Origin of the sequence: Microbacterium sp. NPDC059771, assembly GCF_042732495.1 — a bacterium.
GTDB classification, from domain to species: domain Bacteria; phylum Actinomycetota; class Actinomycetes; order Actinomycetales; family Microbacteriaceae; genus Microbacterium; species Microbacterium sufflavum.
The window spans coordinates 1,053,836-1,076,772 of record NZ_JBHWHK010000001.1 but is presented as its reverse complement, the minus strand read 5'-3'; the positions used below and the strand labels follow the sequence as shown (position 1 = coordinate 1,076,772).

Annotated in this window: 23 protein-coding genes; 6 read left to right on the top strand and 17 right to left on the bottom strand. The window is 71.5% G+C overall.

Annotation, left to right across the window (positions count from 1 at the left end):
* Window positions 1-39 precede the first annotated feature (39 nt).
* Entirely contained in the window at window positions 40-237 is a 198-nt protein-coding gene (locus ACFV3I_RS05140; protein WP_136030607.1) for a hypothetical protein, read from the top strand.
* On the opposite strand, the gene ACFV3I_RS05135 is transcribed toward ACFV3I_RS05140, so the two are convergent.
* Genes ACFV3I_RS05135 through ACFV3I_RS05120 form a run of 4 tightly spaced genes read right to left on the bottom strand, consistent with a single transcriptional unit; the run spans window position 234 to window position 4,054 of the window.
* On the bottom strand, window positions 234-989 hold the full coding sequence (locus tag ACFV3I_RS05135) for an ABC transporter ATP-binding protein (RefSeq protein ID WP_136030605.1): 756 nt from the start codon (window positions 987-989) through the stop codon (window positions 234-236). The genes ACFV3I_RS05140 and ACFV3I_RS05135 overlap by 4 nt on opposite strands.
* Window positions 986-2,029, bottom strand: a complete 1,044-nt coding sequence (locus tag ACFV3I_RS05130) for an iron chelate uptake ABC transporter family permease subunit (RefSeq protein ID WP_378822483.1) — start codon at window positions 2,027-2,029, stop codon at window positions 986-988. The genes ACFV3I_RS05135 and ACFV3I_RS05130 overlap by 4 nt, the downstream gene beginning before the upstream one ends.
* Entirely contained in the window at window positions 2,022-3,008 is a 987-nt protein-coding gene (locus ACFV3I_RS05125) for an iron chelate uptake ABC transporter family permease subunit (RefSeq protein WP_136030600.1), read from the bottom strand. The genes ACFV3I_RS05130 and ACFV3I_RS05125 overlap by 8 nt, the downstream gene beginning before the upstream one ends.
* A gap of 50 nt (window positions 3,009-3,058) precedes the next feature.
* Entirely contained in the window at window positions 3,059-4,054 is a 996-nt protein-coding gene (locus ACFV3I_RS05120) for a siderophore ABC transporter substrate-binding protein (protein ID WP_378822482.1), read from the bottom strand.
* Window positions 4,055-4,159: 105 nt separating this feature from the next.
* Between ACFV3I_RS05120 and ACFV3I_RS05115 the strand changes: the two genes are divergently transcribed.
* The 3 genes from ACFV3I_RS05115 (at window position 4,160) to ACFV3I_RS05105 (ending at window position 5,791) form a co-directional block, all read left to right on the top strand.
* Window positions 4,160-4,927, top strand: a complete 768-nt coding sequence (locus tag ACFV3I_RS05115; protein WP_136036046.1) for a siderophore-interacting protein — start codon at window positions 4,160-4,162, stop codon at window positions 4,925-4,927.
* Window positions 4,928-4,958: 31 nt separating this feature from the next.
* The gene (locus ACFV3I_RS05110) at window positions 4,959-5,360 is read left to right on the top strand and encodes a VOC family protein (protein ID WP_136030594.1); all 402 of its coding nucleotides are present in this window, start codon (window positions 4,959-4,961) and stop codon (window positions 5,358-5,360) included.
* Window positions 5,361-5,500: 140 nt separating this feature from the next.
* Entirely contained in the window at window positions 5,501-5,791 is a 291-nt protein-coding gene (locus ACFV3I_RS05105) for a hypothetical protein (protein WP_378822481.1), read from the top strand.
* Between the two features lie 38 nt (window positions 5,792-5,829).
* On the opposite strand, the gene ACFV3I_RS05100 is transcribed toward ACFV3I_RS05105, so the two are convergent.
* From ACFV3I_RS05100 to sigJ, 3 genes are read right to left on the bottom strand one after another with little or no spacing between them, the layout of a single operon-like run.
* Window positions 5,830-7,293, bottom strand: coding sequence for an MFS transporter (locus ACFV3I_RS05100; protein ID WP_136030589.1), 1,464 nt, complete (start codon window positions 7,291-7,293; stop codon window positions 5,830-5,832).
* Window positions 7,294-7,348: 55 nt separating this feature from the next.
* Window positions 7,349-8,698 (bottom strand): M20/M25/M40 family metallo-hydrolase, encoded by a 1,350-nt coding sequence (locus tag ACFV3I_RS05095; protein ID WP_378822480.1) that lies wholly within the window; start codon window positions 8,696-8,698, stop codon window positions 7,349-7,351.
* Window position 8,699: 1 nt separating this feature from the next.
* Window positions 8,700-9,596 (bottom strand): RNA polymerase sigma factor SigJ, encoded by an 897-nt coding sequence (gene sigJ / locus ACFV3I_RS05090; protein ID WP_136031754.1) that lies wholly within the window; start codon window positions 9,594-9,596, stop codon window positions 8,700-8,702.
* A gap of 124 nt (window positions 9,597-9,720) precedes the next feature.
* On the opposite strand from sigJ, the gene ACFV3I_RS05085 reads away from it, so the two are divergent.
* Together ACFV3I_RS05085 and ACFV3I_RS05080 are read left to right on the top strand one after the other, a co-directional pair.
* Entirely contained in the window at window positions 9,721-10,470 is a 750-nt protein-coding gene (locus ACFV3I_RS05085; protein WP_378822479.1) for an SDR family oxidoreductase, read from the top strand.
* Between the two features lie 135 nt (window positions 10,471-10,605).
* Complete coding sequence (locus ACFV3I_RS05080; RefSeq protein WP_206251759.1) at window positions 10,606-11,016, top strand: VOC family protein; 411 nt, start codon at window positions 10,606-10,608, stop codon at window positions 11,014-11,016.
* Between the two features lie 12 nt (window positions 11,017-11,028).
* Here the strand turns inward: ACFV3I_RS05080 and ACFV3I_RS05075 are convergent, their stop codons facing one another.
* From ACFV3I_RS05075 to thrC, 10 genes are all read right to left on the bottom strand, one after another.
* Window positions 11,029-12,543 carry a PucR family transcriptional regulator gene (locus ACFV3I_RS05075; RefSeq protein ID WP_378803386.1) on the bottom strand — a complete coding sequence of 505 codons (1,515 nt, stop codon included), beginning with the start codon at window positions 12,541-12,543 and terminating at the stop codon, window positions 11,029-11,031.
* A complete protein-coding gene (locus tag ACFV3I_RS05070) occupies window positions 12,540-13,568 on the bottom strand; it encodes a DUF917 family protein (protein WP_378822478.1) in 1,029 nt (342 codons plus the stop codon). The genes ACFV3I_RS05075 and ACFV3I_RS05070 overlap by 4 nt, the downstream gene beginning before the upstream one ends.
* A 10-nt stretch (window positions 13,569-13,578) precedes the next feature.
* A complete protein-coding gene (locus ACFV3I_RS05065; RefSeq protein ID WP_136031745.1) occupies window positions 13,579-14,679 on the bottom strand; it encodes a DUF917 domain-containing protein in 1,101 nt (366 codons plus the stop codon).
* Window positions 14,676-15,776, bottom strand: coding sequence for a DUF917 domain-containing protein (locus ACFV3I_RS05060; protein WP_206251762.1), 1,101 nt, complete (start codon window positions 15,774-15,776; stop codon window positions 14,676-14,678). The genes ACFV3I_RS05065 and ACFV3I_RS05060 overlap by 4 nt, the downstream gene beginning before the upstream one ends.
* A gap of 1 nt (window position 15,777) precedes the next feature.
* A complete protein-coding gene (locus ACFV3I_RS05055) occupies window positions 15,778-17,325 on the bottom strand; it encodes a hydantoinase/oxoprolinase N-terminal domain-containing protein (protein WP_136031739.1) in 1,548 nt (515 codons plus the stop codon).
* A 39-nt stretch (window positions 17,326-17,364) separates the two neighbouring features.
* On the bottom strand, window positions 17,365-18,705 hold the full coding sequence (locus ACFV3I_RS05050) for a cytosine permease (RefSeq protein WP_136031737.1): 1,341 nt from the start codon (window positions 18,703-18,705) through the stop codon (window positions 17,365-17,367).
* Between the two features lie 118 nt (window positions 18,706-18,823).
* Window positions 18,824-19,414 carry a TetR/AcrR family transcriptional regulator gene (locus ACFV3I_RS05045; protein WP_247638359.1) on the bottom strand — a complete coding sequence of 197 codons (591 nt, stop codon included), beginning with the start codon at window positions 19,412-19,414 and terminating at the stop codon, window positions 18,824-18,826.
* Window positions 19,415-19,417: 3 nt separating this feature from the next.
* Window positions 19,418-20,701, bottom strand: coding sequence for an ABC transporter permease (locus ACFV3I_RS05040; RefSeq protein WP_378822477.1), 1,284 nt, complete (start codon window positions 20,699-20,701; stop codon window positions 19,418-19,420).
* Entirely contained in the window at window positions 20,698-21,411 is a 714-nt protein-coding gene (locus ACFV3I_RS05035) for an ABC transporter ATP-binding protein (protein WP_136031731.1), read from the bottom strand. Before ACFV3I_RS05035 ends, ACFV3I_RS05040 begins: the two co-directional genes overlap by 4 nt.
* A gap of 112 nt (window positions 21,412-21,523) precedes the next feature.
* Window positions 21,524-22,927 carry a threonine synthase gene (thrC, locus tag ACFV3I_RS05030; RefSeq protein WP_378803381.1) on the bottom strand — a complete coding sequence of 468 codons (1,404 nt, stop codon included), beginning with the start codon at window positions 22,925-22,927 and terminating at the stop codon, window positions 21,524-21,526.
* Window positions 22,928-22,937 lie beyond the last annotated feature (10 nt).

Sequence of the window (22,937 nt, the reverse complement as noted above, 5' to 3'; positions counted from 1 at the left end):
GCCGCACGCCCACGGGGCGCCGGGACGTATGCTGAGGCCATGTCCCGCGCCGCGCTCCGGATCACCGTCACCCTCGGCCTGCTGATCGTCGGCGTGGTCGTCGGTCTCATCTTCCAGAACGTGTGGCTCGGGGTGCTGCTCGCCGCGATCGTCTGGCTCGGGTGGTTCCTGGGCTACGAGTCGCGCCGCGGCCACAACGCCGGCGTGAACGACGAAGACCACGGCATCGAGCTCTAGTAGTACACCGCGAGGGGACCGGAGGGTCCCTCGACCACCCGCACCTCGGTGTCGAACACGCGGGTCAGCACGTCGTCGGTCATGATCTGCGCGGGCGGGCCGAACTCCACCACCCGCCCGTCCTTCATGGCGCAGATGTGGTCGGCGTAGTGACCGGCGAAATTGATGTCGTGCAGCACGATGACGATCGTGCGCCCTAGCTCCTCGGCCGCCCGCCGCAGGTGCTTCATCATCTGCACCGCGTGCCGCATGTCGAGGTTGTTGAGGGGTTCATCGAGCAGCACGACCTCCGTGTCCTGCGCGAGCACCATCGCCACGTAGGCCCGCTGTCGCTGCCCTCCGGAGAGCTCGTCGAGGTATCGCCCCTCCAGCGCGCCGAGGTCGAGGAAGTCGATCGCCTGGCTGATGACCTCCTCGTCGTGCCGGTTCAGGCGCCCCTGGGAGTGCGGGAAGCGCCCGAACCCGACGAGCTGGCGGACGGTGAGGCGCGTGACGAAGTGGTTCTCCTGCCGCAGGATCGACACCACCTTCGCCAGGTCCTTCGACTTCGTGGACGCCACATCCAGTCCGGCGATCTCGATGGCGCCGGCGTCCATGCCGTTGAGCCGGCCGATCATCGTCAGCAGCGTGGACTTGCCCGCGCCGTTGGGTCCGATGAGGGCGGTGATGCCGCCCGCGGGGATGCGGAGGTCGACGGGTCCGATCGCGACCTCGCTGCTGTAGTCACGGCGCACGCCGTCGAGTGCGATCACAGTCTGCCCTTTCGGAGGATGACGAGGAGGAACACGGTGCCGCCGACGATCTCGATCAGGATCGACACCATGCCCTGCGCGTAGAACACGTTCTTCATCACGAAGTACGCCCCGGCGAGGATCGAGAACGCGGTGAGCACCGCGACCGGGAAGATCAGCCGATGGTCGTGCGAGTCGGCGAACTGGTAGGCGAGCGTCGCGACGAGGAACCCGAGGAACGTCATCGGACCGACCAGGGCGGTCGAGGTCGCCATGAGCACCGCGACCAGCGTCAGCACGAGGAACTGCTCGCGTCGGTGATCGATCCCGAGGGAACGGGCCGCGTCGGGACCGAGCGCGAGCACGTTGAGCCGACGCGACCGCGACCACAGCAGCAGCGAGGCTCCGGCGACCAGCGGGATCGCGAGGGGGAGGTACGCCGGGTCGGCGTTCGACACGTTGCCGAACAGGCGGGCCGCGAGCACGTCGAACTCGCTCGGCGTCAGCAACCGCTGCATGAACGTGGCGATCGCGCCCAGCCCTCCGCCGATCACGATGCCCACGAGCAGCATGATCTGGAGATTGCCGTAGCGCCCCGAGAGCAACCACCCGTAGAGGACCACGGCGAGGCCCACCATGATCACGACCTGGAGGGCGAACTGTCCCGCCCCCTGGACGGCGACCAGCCCCGCGACGCCGAACAGGTACACGGTGGTGGTCTGCACCACGCGGTAGAGCGACTCGAAGCCCATGATCGACGGCGTGATGATGCGGTTGTTCGTGACGGTCTGGAAGCTCACGGTTGCCACGGCCTGGGCCACGGCGACGACGGCCATCACGACCACGGCGGTCGCGCGGTGCTGGGCGATGCGCCAGAACCCCGGCGTGCCGACGGGCATCGGGTTGTCCCACGCCAGGAGCCCGAACGCGGATCCGGCGGCGATCACGGCGAGCACGACCAGCACCACGACGTAGCGGCGACGGGCGCGCGGCGTCGTGAAGGAACCGGCCGACCGGGTCTTCGCGTCCGGCCGGGACTCCGTCGCCGTCCGCTCAGCCACGACGACGCTGCCTCAGCAGGAGGAGCACGAACACGACCGCCCCGACGACCCCGAGGATCAGCGACACGGGCACCTCGAAGGGCATGATGATCGTGCGGCCGATGATGTCGCACACGGTGACGATCGCGATGCCCAGCAGGCAGACCCAGGGCAGGTTGCTGCGCAGGTCGTCGCCGCGCACCATCGACACGATGTTCGGCACGATCAGTCCGAGGAAGGGCAGGTTGCCGACGACGACCGTCACGACGCCGGTGGTGACGGCGATCAGCACGGTGCCGAGCAGGATCATCCGGTTGTAGTTCACCCCGACGTTCGTCGCGATCTCCTCCCCCAGTCCCGCGATGGTCAGCCGATCGGCGACGAGGAACACGATCACCCCGATGAGCGCGACGATCCACAGCATCTCGTACTGGCCGCGCATGACCGACGTGAAGCTGCCGGCGAACCACACGCCGATGATCTGCAGCGAGTTCGTGACGAGCGCGAGGTAGGTGGTGATCGCGCCGACGACCGCCCCCAGCATGATGCCGACGATGGGGACGATGAGCGAGGACTTGAGCGCCACCCGCCGCAGGAAGGCGAAGAAGACCATCGTGCCGACGAAGGCGGCCAGCACGGCCCCGGCCATGCGCAGCGGCAGGGACGGCTGCGGCACCAGCAGCATCACGGCGAGCAGGCCGAGGCCCGCCCATTCGGTCGTGCCGGTCGTCGTCGGCTCGACGAAGCGGTTCTGGGTGAGCAGCTGCATCACCAGGCCCGCCATCGCCATCGCGGCCCCGGCCAGCACGAGGGCGATCGTGCGGGGCACGCGGGTGATCTGGAACATCTGCGCGCCGTCGTCGGCACCGGCGATGTCGTAGACGCCGGTGACGAGCGAGAGCGCCAGGAGAACCGCGACGACGAGCACCCCGAGGAGCAGCTTCGGGTCGAACAGCCGCGCGGACGATCGCGGCATCGGGGCGAGGAGAGGAGAGGTCATGGGGGGATGCCGGTGGCGGCGCCCTGATCGCGGACGCCGCCACCCGGCCCTTACTTGTCGGCGCTCTTCTCGAGCGCGTCGGCGAGGTCGTTCAGGAACGCGGTGTACGTCTGGATGCTCTCGTTCAGGTATGTGTCGGTGGGCATGTAGACGATCTGCTCGTCCTTCACCGCGGTGACGCCGGCGAGGGCCTCGGAGCTCTCCAGGATCTCGGCGGCCTGCACGTAGTCGGGCGTCTCCGCCGCGAACACCGCGTCGCGGTCGAGCACGAGGATCCAGTCGGGGTTCGAGGCCGCGATCGCCTCGACCGAGATCTCGTCGCCCTGGTGGTCATCGCTCGCGTCGTCGACCTCGAGGGCCGGCGTGAGGCCGAGGAGGTCGTAGATCGGGCCGAGCGAGCGGCCGACGGTCGGAGCGAGGTAGCCGATCTGGCCGCCCGAGGTGTTGACGGCCATGACGGTGTCGGCCTCGTCGTAGGCGGCCTTGGCCCGCTCGACCGCGGCGTCGAACTCGTCGACCAGCTTCTGCGCCTCGTCCTGCTTGCCGAAGATCTCGCCAAGCACGGTGGTCTGGCGCGTGAGTTCGGCGTCGAACGCCTCGCCGTCGCGCGGTTCGAGGTCGATGATCGTGGCGTCGGGCACGAGCTCGGCGATCGCGGCGTTGTGCTGCGTGAAGCGCTGACCGCTGATGATGAGATCGGGGTCGGCCGCGACGATCGCCTCCAGGTCGGGCTCGGTGTGCAGGCCGATGTCGACGATGCCGTCGTCCTTCGCGTACGACACGGTCTCCGGCATGAGGGAGACGGCGCCGGCGGAGAGCTCGATGCCCCAGTCGGACAGGGTCTGGAAGGTGCGGTTGTCGAGGGCGACGACCGAGGCGGGCGGGGTGGCGATCTCGTGTTCGCCCGTGTTGTCCTCGACGGTCACGGTGCCGGAGGCGGCGGCGGTCTCCTCGGGTTCGGCTTCGGCGCCGGTGGCGCAGCCGGAGAGCGCGAGCAGGCCGACCAGGGCGACGCTGGTGGCGGTGAGGGTTCTGGGCACGGACATGGAGAGACTCCTGTTCTGCGGGGTGGTCGCGCACTCGAGGGCGCCGGTCGGACGGAGCGGATCGCAGGGAACCATCCGTCGTGCTTTTTAGGTTAGCCTTACTTTATGAGCGATACGAAATCCGGCTTCACGATCGAGCGTCGCGGCCTCGAGCTGCGCTTCCGCACCGTCACCCTGACCGCGCGCGAGTGGCTCGCCCCCGACTTCGTGCGCGTGCGCCTCACCGGGCCGGACCTCGCCGGATTCGACTCCCCCGGCGCCGATGACCACATGCGCCTGTTCTTCCCGGACGGCCCCGTGGAGTCGGTGGAGGAACTGCGCGCCGCGCCCAGCCGCGAGTACACGCCGCTCGCGTGGGGCGAGGACTGGCTCGACGTCGAGTTCGCGGTGCACGGCGACCAGGGCGTCGCCGCACCGTGGGCGGCCACCGCGCGCCTTGGCTCCGAGATCGGCGTCGGCGGTCCGCGCGGCGCCGCCGTCGTCACCGGCACCCCCGGCTCCTGGCTGCTCGTCGGCGACGAGACCGCGATCCCCGCGATCCGCCGTTTCGCCGCGCTGATCCCCGACGACGCCCCGGCCCGCATCGTGATCGAGACCGTGGCCGAGAGCGGCGAGCTCGACCTCGCCGCCCCGGTACCGGTGCAGTGGCTGCACCGCGGGGACGACCCGGCCGGCTCGGCGCTGATCGCGTTCCTGGAGTCGCTGTCGGGAGACGACCTCGTCGGCACCGATCCGTTCGTGTTCATCGCGGCGGAGCAGTCGATCGTCAAGCCGGGTCGCGCGCTTCTCGACCGGTGGGGCGTCGACACCGCGAAGGCCGTCGTGAAGGGGTACTGGAAGCGGGGCGAAGCCGAGTATCACGCTCCCCACTGACACCGTCGGCGATCGCTGACAGACTGGGCCGATGGCACTCCTCGATCACCTGGGCATCACCGTCGGCGACCTCGAGCGGGGGCGGGCGCAGTTCCATCCCGTCCTGACCGCGCTCGGCTACGAGTCCGGCGGGGAGGACGACCACTCCATCTCGTGGCACAACGGCGACGAGACCGAGATCATCCTCTACACGTGGGACGAGGACTCGGAGCCGCATCGGCACGGACGCATCGGGTGGCAGCACCTCGCCTTCGCGATGCCGTCGCGCGCGGAGGTCGACCGCTTCCACGCGCTCGCGCTCGACGCCGGGTGGAGCGCGGTGCGGGAGCCCAAGGAGTATCCCCGCTACTCGGAGCGCTACTACGCCTCCTTCGTGGAGGACGCCGACGGCATCCGCGTCGAGTTCATGTACAACCCGCCGAAGGACGCCTGACCGCGCCGTCGCAGGACCACTCTCGCTGCACCGATACGCGCCGAGCACCCCGTCCCGCGGTTCTCGGAGACGTGGTCGGGCCCGGCACCAGGATGCTGGCAGGGTGGATCATCCGATGCGACGATGAGGAGATGGAATCGATGGATGCGGCACAGATCTGGACGATGATCGGCGCGTTCACCGCTCTGATGTGCGGCACCCTGACCGTGATGTCGACGATGTTCGTCCGCGTGCTCCGCAGCGAGGTCGGCGGGCTCCGCAACGAGATGAACGGCCGCTTCGATGCGATCGACGCCCGCTTCGCGACGGTCGACGCCCGGTTCGACGCCGTCGACGCGCGCTTCGATGCCGTGCACACCCGGATCGACGGTCTCGACCGCGATGTGCAGGCCCTGCTGAAGCGCACGTTCGGCCTCGACCGCGACGCCTGACGCGGCCGATCCGTCCGACCGCGCTGCTCGCCCGGCCGTCAGGCGACCGGTGCCGCCTCGGCCTCGACCGCGCGATCCGTGAACGCCTGCTTCGGCACGAACAGCAGGAGCACCGCAGCGGCGAGCGCGGTCGCCCCGCAGACGACCCACACCGTGACATACCCCGCGAGCGACCCCGCCGTCCCGTCGGCGACCGCGCCCGCACCACTCGCGACGCCGTGCAGGAGTGCGATGCCGAAGACGCACGAGGCGATCGCACCGCCCACGGTCTTCACGGAGTTGGTGAGCCCGGTCGCGACGCCCGTCTGCGTCGCCGGAGCCGCCGACGCCGCCGCGGCCGGCAGCGCCGCCACGAGGGCGCCGGAGCCGAGCCCCACCACGACCATGTTCGCGATCACCTGCCCATAGGCGTCGTGGAACGGCAGGAACAGCAGGAAACCGATGCCCACCAGCACCGACGCCCCGAGGAGCGTGATCCGCGGCGACGCCCAGCGCGCCACGACCGGGAACAGCAGCGCGCCCGCGATCATCGCGACCAGGTACACCCCGATGATCAGCGACGTCGCGAAGCCGGTCGTCCCCAGCCCGTAGCCGTACACCTCCGGGTCGGTGCGCGCGAAGGTCGACAGCGGCGCCTGCGCGCCCAGCACGCTCACCCCGAACAGTCCCGCCGTGAGGAACACGGGCCCGAGCGCCGGAGACCGGAACATGCGCACGTCGATCAGCGGGTCGTCGCAGCGCAGCTCCCACCGCACGAACGGCACGACCAGCAGAAGCCCCAGCGCCACGACCGCCCACGACCACGGGTTGCCGAGGCCGCCCTCGAGGCGCAGCAGGCTGAGCCCGCCCGTGAAGCACAGCAGCGCGAGGGAGATCAGCACCAGGCCGACCGTGTCGAACACGCCGCCGGTCGGCTCGGGCGACTCCCGCACGCCGAACAGGATCACGAAGAAGCACACCACGATCAGCACGGCGGGCACGAGCAGCACGACCGTCAGCGGGAGGGCGTCGATCAGCGCGCCGCCGACGAGGGCGCCGATGATCGCCCCACCCTCCAGGGCGGCGACCAGGAGGCCCGCCGCCTTCGCCGTGATCGACGAGCGCCCCTCCATGCGCCGTGACCGCGACCAGATCAGGGCGATCTCCAGCGGCAGCCACACCACATAGAAGCCCATGAGCGACCAGGCGAGCAGGAACACCGCGAACGAGTCGGTGAACGGCAGCACGAGCGCGGCGGCCGCGGTCACGGCGGTCGAGATCAGCAGCATGCGCTTGTGGCCGAGCATGTCGCCGAGCTTCGCGAACGCGGGCACCACGAGTGCCGACAGCATCAGCTGCGACCCCTCCAGCCAGTTCACGTCGGCGTCGTGGATGCCCAGGTGGCGGGCGATGTCGCTGAGCATGGGCGTGTAGTACCCCTGGAGCACGCCGCTGGTGAACTCGACGAACGCGAGGAAGCCGACGACCACGGCGAGGGTGCCCAGGGTGCGGGTGCGCGTCATCGCGTCTCCGGCTTCGAGAGGTCGGGTGCCGGGGTGGATCCCGGAGGGGGTGAGATCACCCTAGTCGTTCGAGGAGGGCGCGATGGAACCGCTCCCCCCGCTCCAGCGCCGCGATCTCCACGCTCTCGTCGACGCCGTGGATCGATGCGCGCTGCGCATTCGACATGTCCAGCGGCGCGAAGCGGTACACGGCAGGGGCGAACCGGTGGAAGTGCCGGGAGTCGGTCGCCGCCATCATCGCGTACGGCACGGCGGGGACGCCGGGGTGCGAGACCTCGAGCGCCGCGGCGAGCAGGGCGAACTGCGCGTTCTCGGTCGACGACTCCGGCGACGGCTCACTGGCCTCCATCACCTCCACGGAGACGAGCGGATCGCGCACCCGTCGGCGCACGCGGTACACGGTCTGCTGCGTGGTCTCGCCGAGCGCGATGCGCAGGTTCACCGTGGCCGACGCCTGCGAGGGCAGCACGTTCGCGGCGGTGCCGCCCGACTGCATGGTGGGCGCGACCGTCGTGCGCACCAGCGCCGCGGGCTCGCCGCCCAGCGTCGCGAAGAGCCGTGCGGTGAGCGGTGGCGTCGCGGCGAGCAGCCGCAGGAGGTGCCGCGCGGGTCCCGGCGTCTGCGCGCCGAGCACGCCGAGCATGCGCAGCACCGCGGTCGAGGCGCGCGGCCGGAAGGTGTCCGGGCCGAGGCGGTCGACCGCGCGGGCCACGCGGCGCACGGCCGTGAGTGCGGGTGGGGCCGAGGCGTGCCCGCCGTCGCCGCGCGCCGAGAGCCGCAGCGTCATCACGCCCTTCTCGCCGACACCGATCATCGCGGCACGCCCGGGGACGAAGGGCAGCGGTGCGTCGACGACCGCCCCGCCCTCGTCGACCACGAGCCACGGCACGATGCCGCGGTCGCGCAGCACCCGCGCGATCTCCTCGGCCGCCCGCCCGTAGGTCTCCTCGTTCCCGCCGAACGACAGGTACACGTCGCGCGGCGGGCGGAAGCCGTCGGTCAGCAGGTTCTCGACGGCCTCGAGCACCACGATCAGCGGCCCCTTGTCGTCGAGCGCCCCGCGCCCGTGCACCGAGCCGTCGGCGATCACCCCCGCGAACGGCGGATGGGTCCAGGCGTCGCTCTCGTCGACCGGGACCACGTCGTAGTGCGCCATCAGCACGACGGGTCCGCCCGTCACCGCTCCCGTGCCCGCCCAGTGGAACAGCAGCCCCAGGTCGGTGTGCCGCTCGAGGGTCAGCTCCGCGTGCGTGCGCGGGTACAGCTCGGCGAGCAGCGCCGCGAACTCCTCGAACGGCGCGAGGCCGCGTTCGTCCAGCTCCGCGGAGACGGTGGGGAGGCGGATCATGCGGGCGAGGCGCTCGGCGATACCGGGACGCACGGTGGGGGTCGTCACCCTCGTCATGCTAGCGACCGCGAGGATCCCGCCACTGCGTGAGCTTGTCGGGGTTGCGCACCGCGAAGACCTCGGCGATCCGGTCGCCGCGCACGACGAACGAGAACACCGCGTCCGCATCCCCATCGAGCGTCGCGAGCAGTGCGAGCCCGTCCGGCGCAGACACGAGGGCGACCTCGGCCTCGGGGTTTCGGCGCGCGATGCCGAGCACGAACCGGGCCACGTGGTCGGCCCCCACCACGGGTCGCAGTGCCGCGGACTTCTTGCCTCCGGCGTCGGAGCGGAGCACCACGTCGGGGTCGAGCAGCCTTACGAGCCGGTCGAACTCACCCGTGGCCGCCGCGCCGAGGAACGCCCGCACCACCGCGTCGTGCTGAGCTCGGTCGGCGACTCCGGATCGCCCAGCCCGCACGCGTCGGCGCCCCTGCGAGGCGAGCTGCCGGACCGCGGCGGGGGTGCGTCCGACCGTCTCGGCGATCTCGGCGAACGGCACGCCGAAGACGTCGTGCAGCACGAAGGCCACACGCTCGGCGGGCGTGAGCGACTCCAGCACCACGAGCAGCGCCAGGCCGACGGATTCGTCCAGGGTGACGCGGTCGAGCGGGTCGGGGTGCGGCGGCCCGGCGAACGCGGAACCGTGCGGCACCGGCTCGGGCAGCCACGGACCGACGTAGGTCTCGCGGCGGGCACGCGCCGATCCGAGCACGTCGAGACAGACGCGCCCGGCGACCCTCGTCAGCCACGCGGCCGGGTTGACGATCGCCGCTCGCTCCGCGGGCGACATCCGATACCAGCGCGCGTAGGTCTCCTGCACGGCGTCCTCCGCGTCGGCGACCGTGCCGAGCAGGCGGTACGCGAGGGCCAGCAGGGGTCGCCGCTCGGATTCAGGGGCTTCGAGGTCGTCCATCGTCTCCTATCCTGGCCCTGCGCGACGCACGCGGGCACGGCGGATGTCGCCGATCGCCTCACATTCGGGCGGGCTGCATCGTCGGAGAGGCAGGACCATTCCCGAGACGAAGGAGAACGCACGCATGAGAATCGCTGTCGCCGGTGGCACCGGCGTCGTGGGCAGGCACACCGTGGACGCGGTCCGGGAGGCGGGGCATGACGCGGTGGTGCTCAGCCGCTCGACCGGCGTCGATCTGGTGAGCGGGAGAGGGCTGTCCGAGGCGCTGCGCGGAGCGGACGCGGTGATCGACGTCGCGAGCATCGAGACGCTGAAGGCGAGCGCGGCGATCGAGTTCTTCACCGCGGCGACCGGCAACCTGCTGTCGGCCGCCGCCGACGCGGGCGTGCGACACGCGGTGCTCCTCTCGATCGTCGGCATCGACCGCATCCCCTACGACTACTACGCGGGCAAAGTCGCGCAGGAGAAGATCGTGGAGGCGTCACCCGTGCCGTGGACGATCCAGCGCGCCACCCAGTTCCACGAGTTCGCCGCGCAGATGTTCGCCCGCGCGACGCTCGGCCCGCTCCACGTGGCACCCCGGGCCCGCACGCAGCCGGTGGCCGCCCGCGAGGTCGGCGAGCGTCTCGCAGCTCTCGCCGTCGGGGAGCCGCGGGGTCGCGTGGCGGACTTCGCCGGGCCGCGAGAGGAACAGCTGGCCGACATGATCCGGGCATTCGCGCGACACCAGGGCTACCGCGGCTGGGTTCCGGCGCTGAGCGTGCCCGGCCCGCAGATGAAGGGAATGCGGGAGGGCAAGGCGCTTCCGGGACCCGACGCCGACCTCGGCCGGCAGACGTTCGCGGAGTGGCTCGGGGAGACCGCGCACCCCTGACCCTCCCTCCGGCACCGCACCTCCGGGACGGGGTGTCGGCGCGGTCGTACCCCTGCCCTTGCGGCGGCGCGCGACGGAGCGGAGACTGAGGCGCGGCGGGGATCCTCAGCAGTCCGAACACGACCAGGAGCAGTCATGCCCAACCTCAACCCGTACCTGTCGTTCCGCACCGAGGCCCGGGAGGCGATGGAGTTCTACCGGAGCGTCCTCGGCGGCGAGCTCGACATCAGCGTCTTCGGCGAGTTCCCCGGCATGGTGCAGAGCCCGGAGCAGCAGGACCTCGTGATGCACGCGCAGCTCACCACCCCGGACGGGCTCGTGCTGATGGCCTCGGACACCCCCGACGGCATGACCTACGAGAAGCCGCAGGGCATCTCCGTGTCGCTGAGCGGCAACACCCAGGAGGTCACGCAGCGCGTGTGGGAGGCGCTCTCCGAGGGCGCGACCATCACGATGCCGCTGGATGTGCCGCCGTGGGGCGGGACGTTCGGCATGCTCGTCGACCGGTTCGGCATCGCCTGGATGCTGCACGGCGACCCGGAGTAGGCAGCGGCGGGGTCAGCGCGGCAGCACGGCCCGGCACGCCAGGTGCAGCGCGAGCCGGGCCTCCGGATCGCTCATGTCGATCCCGAGCAGCTCCTGCACCCGGCGGATGCGCACCATGACGGTGTTGCGGTGCAGGCCGAGGGCGGCCGCGGTCGCGGCGATCCCCGACTCGTGGTCCAGGTAGGCCGACAGCGTCGTGAGCAGCTCGCCGCCCCCGTCCGCGAGCGGCGCCAGGAGCGACTGCGCCGCCGGCACGAACGTGTCGTTTCCGGTCCAGGCGAGCAGCAGCTGCTCCAGACCGAGACTGTCCACCCGCACGAACCACCCCGTGGCGGAGCGGTCGGCCGCGATGCGTGCCGCGTCGCCCGCCTCGTCGAGCGTGGCGGCCAGCCCCTCCGGGCCGCTCTGCAGCGAGCCGACACCGGTCGCCACCGCGAAGTCGCGCAGCGCGCCGAGGTGCACGTCGCGCAGCGCCCCGACCGCGCGCTCCACCCGGTCGGGCCCCGGAGCCTCGGCGAACGACAGCCAGCCACTCACGCCGCGCCCCGCCGTGGTGGCGTGCGCCTCGGCGTCGATCGCGCTGAGGGCCGGGCTGATCGAGCGCAGCAGCGCGAGCGGGTCGAGCCGGCCGCGCGCGACCGTGCGGAAACCGAGGTGATGCCCGCCGGTGCGCCACCCGCGCTCCGCCATCCGCCGCTCCACGTCGGTGTCGGCCGTGCCGCGCAGCTCCACGAAGTCGCGCAGCAGCCCCGACGATGCGGCGACGTCGTTGACCGCGGCGATCTCGTCGATCAGGATCCGCGCGGCGACGGCCGGCATCGCCACCTCGGCGGCGACGATGAGCGACTGCAGCTGTGCCTCGCCGAGACCGCGACCGAACAGCACGAGCCGCAGTCCGGAACGGCCGGGACTGTCCACGCGCACCGAGGCCGCAGCGTCGCCGTCGGCCCGGGCGGCATCGGTCCACGCGTCGAAGCGGATCCGGTGGCGGAGTGCATCGGCCAGGTGTCCCCCGGCTTCGCGCAGAACCCCCGCGCCGTCGATGAGCGCGACGCCGAGCCCGAGGTTCGCCGCGAGGTGCCCGAGCAGGTCGCCGAGGTCGTCCGCCGCGTACTCGAACGACTGCGCGACCTTGCGCACGCGGGTGAGCGTGAGGGCGTCGCGCGCCTCGATCAGCATCCAGCAGGCCCTGGCGAGCTGCACCGGCCGCTCGACGTCGAGCAGGGTGAGCCCGAGCCTGGCCGCGAGCCGGACGGCGCCGCGGTCGACGTCGGCCGCGCCGGGCAGGGCGAGTCCGGTGAAGCCGCGGTCGCGCACCCGGCGCAGCATCGCGTCCTGCTGCCAGGTCGTGCGTGGTGCGGCGGCCGTGAGGATCGCGAGGCCGCCGCGGCTCTGCGCCGGGAGGTCGGCCTCCTCCGCCTCCACCGACACCGCGTCCCACTCGGCGTCGGCGGGCCCGGCGACGAGGCGCACAGCCCCGTTCTCGCCCTGGGCGAGCAGTGCGGTGAGGGGAAGCGCGGCGCTCATGCCGCGTCCAGCCCGTCGAGACCGTAGGCCGACGGCACGATGCGGGCGCGGCGCTCGGGACGCTCGCTCCACCAGTCGGGCGCGGGCAGGGCGAGCACGACGACGTGCCGCGCCAGGCTGAGGTCGGTGACCTCGAGGATCTCGCGGGACACGGCGTCCAGCACCACGATCACCTCGGGGGCCGCGGCGACCAGCAGCCCGTCGCTGAGCACCGCGAGCGTCTCCGAGCGCGCAACCACCCGGTGCACGGTACCGCCGATGCCCGCGACCTCGATGGCGCTGACGTGCGGATCCGTCACGGACGGCGCGACCGACAGGATCCGGCCCTCGGCGAGCAGCTCGCCCCCCAGGGCCTCGGCCAGCAGCGGCGGCGCGAGCCGGGCGTGCGCGAGGAACGCCCGCCCCAGGTCGAGCGCCCGAGCCAGGTGCCCCTCGATCGCGTGCTCCCGCAGGTCGCCCACCGTGAAGCCGGCGAGCACCGCGCAGCCCACTCCCCCGGCCTGGATGATGGCCGACCGCACCACCCGCTCCGCGTCGATCGCCCTGGTCGCCTCGACCAGGGCGACTCCGTCCGCGCCGGTCTCGCACGCGAACACGAGCCCGGGCACGCGGTCGACGAACAGCGACAGCTGGTCGAGACCGGGCACCGCGCGACCCGTGCAGTCGGCGTCGACCACGGTGTGCGTCTTCGCGAGGGTGAGGGGCGCCAGCCCGTTCATCCCCCCGCCCTCGAGCGAGCAGACCGCCGGCACGGGGTGTCCGAGCCAGCGCTCGACCGCCCGCAGCAGTGCCCCGAACGGCTCTGCGCCCGGCATCCGTTCGCTCAGGAGCATGGTGGAGCCGACGAACGCGACACCGAGGCACGGGGTCGCGGGGTCGAGCGCCGACACCGGCGTGACGTCGATCGGCCCGTGGTCGGCGGCGCCCAGCATGAGCTCGAGCATCGTGGTCGAGCCACCGCCGCCGGAGCCGAGGAGCGCGTAGCCGCGGGCGAGCGCCGCCACGTCGTCCCGCTCCAGCCTCATGCCGTCCAGCCTAGGACGCGGGGGTCCCCTCGACCGGGCGGAACGGCTCCGTCAGGCCGAACGCCATGGGACCGAACGCGGCCAGCGCCTCGGGCGTGCGCATCATGTCGGGCGTGGAGATGCCGAGCACGCGCACCCGCTGCCCGTAGCGCAGCCCCTCGGTCGTGATCGGTTCCGCGGTCTCGTGATCGACCACGCAGATGAGGTCGGGCACGATCGCCAGCAGCTCCCCACCGCGGTAGGCCGTGAGGTTCTCGTTCTGGAACGCGATCTCGACCGCGTCGCCCTCGGCCCCCAGCGGAGCGATGACGGCCCGGCCCTTCGCGAAGCCCTCCGTCGTCCGCCGCTCGACGTCCACGACCTTCCCGACGCCCAGTTCCCGCACGTGCGGGTAGAGGGTGGTCGCGAGGGTGTCGGCGATCGCCTCGAACGGGGACCGGTGCTCCTCGCGGGCCAGGCGGATGGCGCGGCCGAGCGCGAGCGCCATCGAGATGGTCCGTGGCACGGCCGTGCGCCGCACGTCGGCGCCGGTCATGGCGTACTCGGCGATGTGGCCGACGCCGCCCAGCCGGATCGTGATGCCGCGGGCGAGCCACTCCATCTGCCGGTCGTCGTCGCCCGTGTCGATCACGACCTTCTCGCCCCGCTCCCCGGCGAGCGCGAGCGGCGAGCCGTGCACGCCGTACACCGCGAAGGTCTCCATCGACAGCTCGGGGAACGCTCGTCCCATGCCATCCGCGTCCACCACGGGCAGCCCGGTCTCGGCTGCGACGATCAGCGGGATCATGGAGTTGATGCCGCCGCACTCGATGGGCATGGTCGCATCGGCCGTCCGCCCCAGGTGCTCCTCGAGCGTGCGCAGCGCCAGCGTGGGCTCGGTGCCAGCGGGGATCTTCTCCACCATCACCGTCGGGGCGCCCATCTGCGCGGTGGGGATCACGAAGAGGTCGTCCGTCAGCTCGTCCGGGTCGAGGATCGTGATGCTGCCGTCGCCGAGCACCCGTTCCACGAGCATCTTCCCGATGTACGGGTCGCCGCCGCCGCCCGTGCCGAGCAGCGTCGCGCCTCGGGCGAGGTCGGGGAGGTCGGCCGCAGTGAGCTGCCAGCTCATGCGGCCGCCCCCGTCGAGGCGTCGGCGGCGGAGACGGTGCCGTCGAAGCGGTGGGCTGCGAGGTCGTAGCCGAAGTAGCCGGGGCCGACCATCGCGAGGGCCTCCGCGGAGTGCCAGCGCTCGTCGGCGGGGGCCGCGATCACGCGCACGCGCTGGCCGTAGCGCAGCCCCTCGGTGGTGATCGGCTCGCCCGACTCGCCGTCGAGCACCATGATGAGGTCGGGTGTGGTCGCGAGGACCGCGCCGTCGGCCTCGGCGACCAGGTGCTCGTTCTGGAACCGGAGGGTGAGCGTGGTGCCGCCGTCGCCGTCGATACGGGCGCGCCCGCGGGCGAACCCGGTGGTGGTGGCGCGGTTGACGTCGACGACCTTGCCGCCGAACAGCTCGCGCCCGCCGAGCAGTTCGACGACCGCCGCGACCGGGTCGGTCTTCTCGTCGCGCGCGGTGGCGATGCTCCGGCCGATCTCGATGCAGCGCGACAGCGACCCCGCCACGAGCGACTCCCGCGCGGCGGTGCCCGACATCGAGAAGCCCGAGATCATGACGGAGCAGCCCATCTCGACGCACGCGACTCGGGCGATGCGCTCGGTCCAGGAGTTGTCGGCCGTCTGCAGCACCCCGGTGTTGCCCTTCTCGTCGCTGAAGGCGAGGGGCGACGCGGTCACGCCGTACAGCGTCGGCAGCACCATCTGCAGCTCCGGGAACGCGCGCCCCATGCCGTCGGCGTCGACCAGCGGCAGGCCGAGCGCGGCGGCCGCGGCGATCGGGATCGTGGAGTTGACGCCGCCGACCTCGGCGCACGCGATGTGCGTGACCGGGCGGCCGAGGTGGATGCCCAGCGCCTTCACGGGCTCGATGACCTCGGCCAGACTCGGCAGCTTCTCGACCATGACGGTGGGCGCGCCCATCATCGCGACGAACAGCACCAGGGCGTCGTCGGGCACCTCGTCGAGGGCGACCACGGTGACGTCGCCGCTCGCGAGGGCCTGCCGGGCGAGGAGCGCGCCGATGTACGGGTCGCCGCCGCCACCCGTGCCGAGCACGGCAGCCCCGCGCGCGAGTCCGTCGATGTGGGCGGGGGTGATCGTCCAGCTCATGTCAGACCCCCATGTCGAGGTCGCCGACGGCCTTGACGCGGATGCGCGTGGCGTTGCCGGGAAGGTACGGGATGGGCACCTCGTCGAAGTCGATGATCGACACGGTGGACGGCTTGGCTCCCGCGGCGATGGCCTTGTCCACGGCCTCGGCCCGCACCTCGGCGAGGGTCTCCTCGCGGCGGCCCGGCTCGATCGCGTACACCTTGTCGATCTCGCCGCCGACCTGGGCGATCGAGGCGCCGATGGCGTTGGCGACCGCGTAGTTCTCCGGGCGGTGCACGGTGCCGAACAGCGGCAGCTCGTCGGGCAGCAGGATGGAGCCGCCGCCGACCGCGACGACCGCGATCGGCTCGGGCGAGGTGCGCATGCGGTCCACGGCCTCGGACACCCGCTCGGCGATGCGGTCGAGCACGCGCTGCACGAATGCGGGGTCGAGGTGGGCCACGCGGCTCGGGTCGCCCACCTGTGCCCGGCCGGCCGCGACGGCGATGTCGGTCGCGGTGAGGGTGGAGCCGCCGAACACCAGCGCCTCGGTCGTCAGCTTGTACCCGACCGATGCGGGGCCGACCTCCGCGGTCTCCTCGTCGACGATGCTGCCGCCGCCGATGCCGAGGGAGAGCACGTCGGGCATCCGGAAGTTGGTGCGGATGCCCGCGACCTTCACCTCGTTCGCGGTCTCGCGCGGGAAGCCGTTGATGAGCAGTCCGATGTCGGCCGTCGTGCCGCCGACGTCGATCACGGCGCAGTCGTCGAGGCCGCTCGTGGCGGCGGCACCGCGCATCGAGTTCGTGGGGCCGGAGGCGAACGTCGCGACCGGGTAGCGGCGCACGTAGTCCTCGTCCATGAGCGTGCCGTCGTTCTGGCTCAGGAAGATGGGCGCTTCGATGCCCTGCGCGCGCACGGCCGAGGTGAGCCCGTCGACGATCTCGGACGCGAGCTCGCGCAGCGCCGCGTTGATGATGGTCGCGTTCTCCCGCTCCAGCAGCCCGATGCGTCCGATCTCGTGCGACAGCGAGATCGCCGCATCCGCCCCGAGCACGTCGGCCACGATCTCGGCTGCCCGCACCTCGAGGTCGTGGTTGACCGGGCTGAACACCGAGGAGATCGCGACCGATCGGATGCCGTGGGCCTTCATGTCCTCGGCGTGCGCACGGATCTCGTCGGGGTCGAGCGGCGAGATGGGTCGCCCGTCGAACTCGTATCCGCCGTGGGCGAGGTAGCTGCGCGCCTGCGTGGCCTCCACCAGCACCTCCGGCCAGTCGATCAGCGGCGGCAGCGCGCGCGTGGCGGGGAGCCCCAGCCGGAGCGCCGCGACCGGCGCGAGCCGGCTGGCCTGCACGAGCGCGTTGATGAAGTGCGTCGTGCCGATCATGACCGCATCGATGTCCGCGCCCTCGAAGGAGTGGCCGGCGCGCAGGTCCTCGATGGCCTGGACGATCCCGCGGGTCACGTCGGGGGTCGTGGAGTGCTTCACCCCCGCCAGGGTGCGGGTGCCGTCCATGAGGACGGCGTCGGTGTTGGTGCCGCCGACGTCGATGCCGATGTGCATGATGCTCGCTTTCGTGTGGGGTGGTTCTGTCGCGGTCGCTCAGACCGCCGCGGGGGCGCTGTCGACGGGGCTCGCCTGGCGCGTGGTGGCGACGCCGACGCCGCGCACCCAGCCGAGCTTGCCGACGACGATGTACAGCACCATCGACAGGAAGAGGCTGAGCAGCGACGGAATGCCCCAGGTGACGAAGTACCCGACGAGGGACGAGACCAGCCAGACGACGATGGTCGCGGGGACGATGCGCGGAGCGGTGGCTGGAAGCGTGCCCTGCTCGCGGGTCGCGTCGAGCTCGGGACGCCAGCGCCGCACCACGTAGTACTCGGCGACCATGATGCCGGCGATGGGCGGGAACGCGACGCTGAGCACGATCAGGAACTCGGTGAACTGCCCGAGGATGCCGACCGCGGCGAGCACCGAGCCGACGACGCCGAGCACGATCGTGGTGGTCACGCGGTGCAGGTTCTTGCCGAACGCGGTGGAGATGAAGTTCACCAGGCCGAGGGTGGAGGAGTACAGGTTCCAGTCGTTGATCTTCAGCGTGCCGGTCAGCACGATGAACAGGCCGATGAAGCCCACCGACGAGGTGACGATCGCGACGATGTCGCCGGTGGCGGCGGCGTGCGCGAGGAGCACGCCGGCCAGGCCGATCACGAACTCGCCGAGCGAGACGCCCAGCACGGTCTGCTTGACGACGTCGGCGCGCGAGCGGTTGAAGCGGGTCATGTCGCCGGTGATGATGGCGCCGACGATGAGGCCGCCCGCGACGATGCCGGTGCCCGCCCACACGCTCATGGTGGGGCCGGGGGCCGGACCGGTCAGCAGTTCACCGATGTCGTGGCGGCTCAGCTCGGAGATGACCGACCATCCCACCAGGATCAGGAACAGCGGCACCGTGATGTTCGCGAGCCACTGCATGCCGACGAAGCCGAAGGCCACGATCGCGGTCACCGCGAGGCCGAAGATGAGGCTCCACGCCCACACCGGCAGGGCGCCGGGCATGAGGGCGTCGAGCGACTGCGCCGAGATCGCCGACTGGATACCGAACCAGCCGATCAGGCTGATGCCGATCGCGAGGCCGACCAGCGAGGCGCCGATCTCGCCGAAGCCGGTCCAGCGGGCGAGGAGGGCGGTGTTCAGGCCTTCGCGCTGGCCGATGAAACCGACCACGCACATGATCACCTCGAGGATGATCGAGCCGAACAGGAAGGCGAGGACGGCCTCGCCGAACGTCATGCTGTAGCCGAGGGTCGCGCCGAGGAGGAACTGCGAGAGGGCCGAGACCTGTCCGAATCGCTGCACTGCGATTCCGAACCAGGGCTTGCGGGCCTCCGGTGTGACTCGGGAGAGCGCGAAGTCGTCTGCGTGCGCCGTGCGTGCCATGAGGATCCTTCGGGAGGAGGGGGGAACGGGTTGCCGCCACCGTAGCCACCGCGCCTCCCCGCCCGACATGTGCGATCCGCACGAACATCGCCCGTCGCTGTGCACTCTGCACGCGACGTCAGAGCAGGCGGTCCCAGATCCACCGGAGATCGTCGAGGCCGGGCTCCGCCTCGCCCGCCCGCCCGGCTTGCAGTACGAGCGTGCTCGCGATGCGGGTGAGCACGGACGCGGCGGCGTCGATGCGCTCCGCCGCCTGGTCGGGGCCGACGGCACCCAGCTTGAGGCGGATGACCTCGTTGACCTCGCGCGCCAACGGCAGCAGCCGACCCGCCTGGCGCTCGGCGAGGGCCGGCGAAGCGGCGAGGACGCGCATGCGAGCTGCCGCGAGGTCCTCCTGCCCGTCGGGGGACGCCGGCAGCTCGACCAGACCCAGAGCGCCGCTGAGCACGCCCACCGTCGCATCGCTGAGGTACTCGCGCACCCGCTGCTCGTTGAGCCGGGGCAGCGCGCTGCCGAGGAGCGCGTCCTCTTTGGTCGGGAAATGATTGAAGAACGTGCGCTGCTTGACGCCGGCCGCCGCGCAGATCTCGTCGACCGTCAGTGCGGCCGGCCCCTTCTCCAGGGCCAGCCGCACCGCCGCGGTCTCGATCGCGCGCGCCGTCGCCCGTCCGCGGGCGTTGCTGCTGTGCGGGGTTGCGGGCGCGGGCATGCTCTATTCGTATCGCAGCGCGTCGATGGGTGACTTCAGCGACGCGCGTCGCGCCGGTAGCGTGCCCGCCAGGAATGCGATGACGACGATGAGCGCGACGACGCCCAGCATCCCCTGCGGCTGGAAGAGCAGCAGGTCAAGACCGGCGAGACCCGAGAGCGGCCCCTGGGCGAGAGCCGCATTGAGCGGCAGTCCCACCAGCACGGCCACGACGACGCCGAGCACGCTGCCGAGCACGCCGATGATCGCCGCCTCGATGCTGAAGAGCGCGAACACCCGTCCGTTGCTCATCCCCATGGCCTTCATGAGCCCGATCTCGCGCGTGCGCTCCTGCACGCTCATCAGCAGCGTGTTGATGATGCCGAAAGCGGCCGCGAGCAGAGCGATCACGGCGAACGCGTTGAGCACACCGGTGATGCCGCCGATGACCGTCTGCACGATGCCGAGCTGGTCCTGGATCGTCTGCGCGGTCATACCCGCGTCAGCGACCCGGTCCTTCAGGTCGCGCACGTCGTCGGCGCTGGCGTTCGGGTCGAAGGAGGCCACCGCGACCTGGAAGCGCTCCGGCGCCGACGACCCGGCGCGCTGCTCCGCCGCGATCGCGTCGACCAGGGCGGCGTTGGCCCCGGCGCCGGCATTGAGCAGGCTCGTGTTCGAGACGCCCACGACGGTCGCCTCGATGGTGTGGGGGCCGCCGAGCACGTCGGTGAACCCCAGTTCGACCCGTGCACCGACCGCGTCGCCGGGGTCGGCCCAGCCGAGCGGCTCGACGTCGTCGAGCGGGAGGGTGATCTGGTTCTCGGTGGCCTCGGCATCCAGCTGCGAGCCGGCGACGAGGTCCGCCCGCGCGATCGACGAGGTGGGCGCGATCGCGAACTCGTACTTCTGCGACCCCGGTCCCTGGATCCAGTCGACCGCGACGGCCGAGACGGGCGACACGTCACGCAGTCCGTCGATGCCCTCGAGCGCGGAGATGTCCTGCGGCGTCAGCGCTCCCCCGCCGGTGAGTGGATTGGCAGGCCCCCCGGAGGCCGTGGAGGTCGCGGGATCGTACGGCTGGGGCCCGGCGTCGGTCGCCGTCCCCGTCCCCGCCGAGATGAGCAGCACGTTGTCGGCGCCGAGCGACGCCACCTGCTTCGCGACGTAGTCGGAGACACCGGCGCCCAGTGCGGTCGTGAGGGTGAGCGTGAACGCTCCGACGAACAGCGCCAGCACGGTCAGCGTGGTGCGCAGCTTGCTGCGGAACGTGTGCGACACGGCGGTGCGCACCAGGTCGAGCGCGTTCATGCCGCCACCCCCGTCGCATCCTCCAGGCGCCCGTCGCGCACCACGACCCGGCGGTCGCATCGTGCGGCGAGGTCGTCGTCGTGCGTGACGATGACAAGGGTGATTCCGTGGTCGCGCTGGAGCGCGAAGAGCTCATCTTCGACGACGGCGCCGGTCGCGCTGTCGAGGTTTCCCGTCGGCTCGTCGGCGAAGATGACCTCGGGCTCGGACACGAGCGCCCGAGCCAGCACGACGCGCTGCTTCTGCCCGCCGGACAGGTCGTTCGCACGGCCCCGCGCCTTGTCCTCCAGGCCGAAGCGGCGCAGGGCCTCCATGCCGCGGCGTCGCCTCTCGGCGGCGGGGATCCCCGCGATCGTGAGCGGGAGGATGACGTTGTCGAGCACCGAGGCACCGGGGGTGACGAAGAACTGCTGGAAGACGAAGCCGAAGCGGCGGTTGCGGATCCGGTTCACCGCCCGCGGCGACAGCGTCGCCGCATCAGCGCCGTCCACCCGCACCTCTCCGGCGTCGGGGCGGTCCAGGAGAGCGAGGAGGTGCATCAGCGTGGACTTGCCCGACCCGCTCTTGCCGACGATGGCCAGGGACTCGCCCCGCCGCACCCGCAACGACACGTCGTCGAGAGCCAGGAATCTGCTCTCGCCCTTCCCGTAGGACTTGGACAGATGACGCGCCTCGATGGCCGTCGGGACGGAGTCCGCACTTTCATTCATGCAGATACAGTAACAACTCTTGGCAGTTACTGCCTGATAAGTTCCCGTGGAAGGACGAAGACCCCCGACCGCGCCGGCGGTCGGGGGTCTTTCGCGATGAAGGGCCTCGGTGTCAGTGCAGGGCGTTCTCCGCGATGAACGCGCGCAGGGCCTGCTCGTCGTCGGCCATCTCCGTCACGTACTGGGGGGCGTCGAGCATCGCGCGCAGCTCGGGCGAGTAGCCGAGCTCGACGCCGATCGCCTCGTGGATGGTCTCCGCGAACTTCTCCGGCTTGGCGGTCTCCAGCACGAGCATCGGAACGCCCGGCTCCACGTACTCGCGCGCGACCTTGACGCCGTCGGCGGTGTGCGGGTCGATCACTTCGCCCGAGGCCTCGTACACGGAGCGGATGGTGGCCAGCCGGTCCTCATGGGTCGAGGTGCCGCTGACGATGCCGAACTCCTCCGCGAACCGCTCCTGCTCCGCCGAGAAGTCGACGTAGCCCTGCGCCTCCAGGTCGTCCCACGCGCCGACCACCCGCGCCGGGTCGCGGTCGACCAGCTCGAAGATGAAGCGCTCCAGGTTCGACGCCTTCGAGATGTCCATCGAGGGGCTCGAGGTGGCGAGGGTCTGCGCGGCGCTGCGCGGCCGGTAGACGCCCGTGCGGAAGAACTCGTCGAGCACGTTGTTCTCGTTCGCGGCCAGCACGAGGCGGCGGATCGGCAGGCCCATCTGCTTCGCGAAGAAGCCCGACAGGATGTTGCCGAAGTTGCCCGAGGGCACGGTGAACGACACCTCGGCCCAGCCGCCCGCGTCGGTGGCCCGCAGCCACGCCCAGAAGTAGTAGACGGTCTGCGCGGTGATGCGCGCGAGGTTGATGGAGTTGACGGCGCCGAGGTGCTGGGTGCGCTTGAAGTCGAGGTCGCCGGCGAGCTTCTTGACCAGGTTCTGGCAGTCGTCGAACACGCCCTCCACCGCGATGTTGTGCACGTTGGCGTCGTCGAGCGAGAACATCTGCGCCCGCTGGAACGCGCTCATGCGGCCCTGCGGCGACAGCATGAACACCGACACCCGCTCCTTGCCGCGGAGGGCGTGCTCGGCCGCCGACCCGGTGTCGCCCGAGGTCGCGCCGAGGATGTTCAGCACCGATCCCTGACGCTCGAGGGTGTACTCGAGCACCTGCCCGAGGAACTGCATCGCCATGTCCTTGAACGCCAGCGTCGGCCCCTCGGAGAGACCGACCAGCGTGAGGTCGTCGTCGATGCGGCGCAGCGGCACCACCCCGTCGGGGAAGTCGGCGTAGGCGGCGGCCGTCATGCGCGCCAGATCCTCGCGGGGGATGTCGGTCGCGAACAGCCCCAGCACCTCGGTCGCGAGCTGCGGGTACGTGAGTGCGCGCCAGCGCTCCAGGGTCTCACCGTCGACCTCGGGCATGACCTCGGGAACCGCCAGGCCTCCGTCGGGCGCGAGCCCTTCGAGCAGGGTCTCGCTGAAGGACTGCGGCTGCATGCCGCCACGGGTGGAGATGAACGGCACGGTGGCTCCT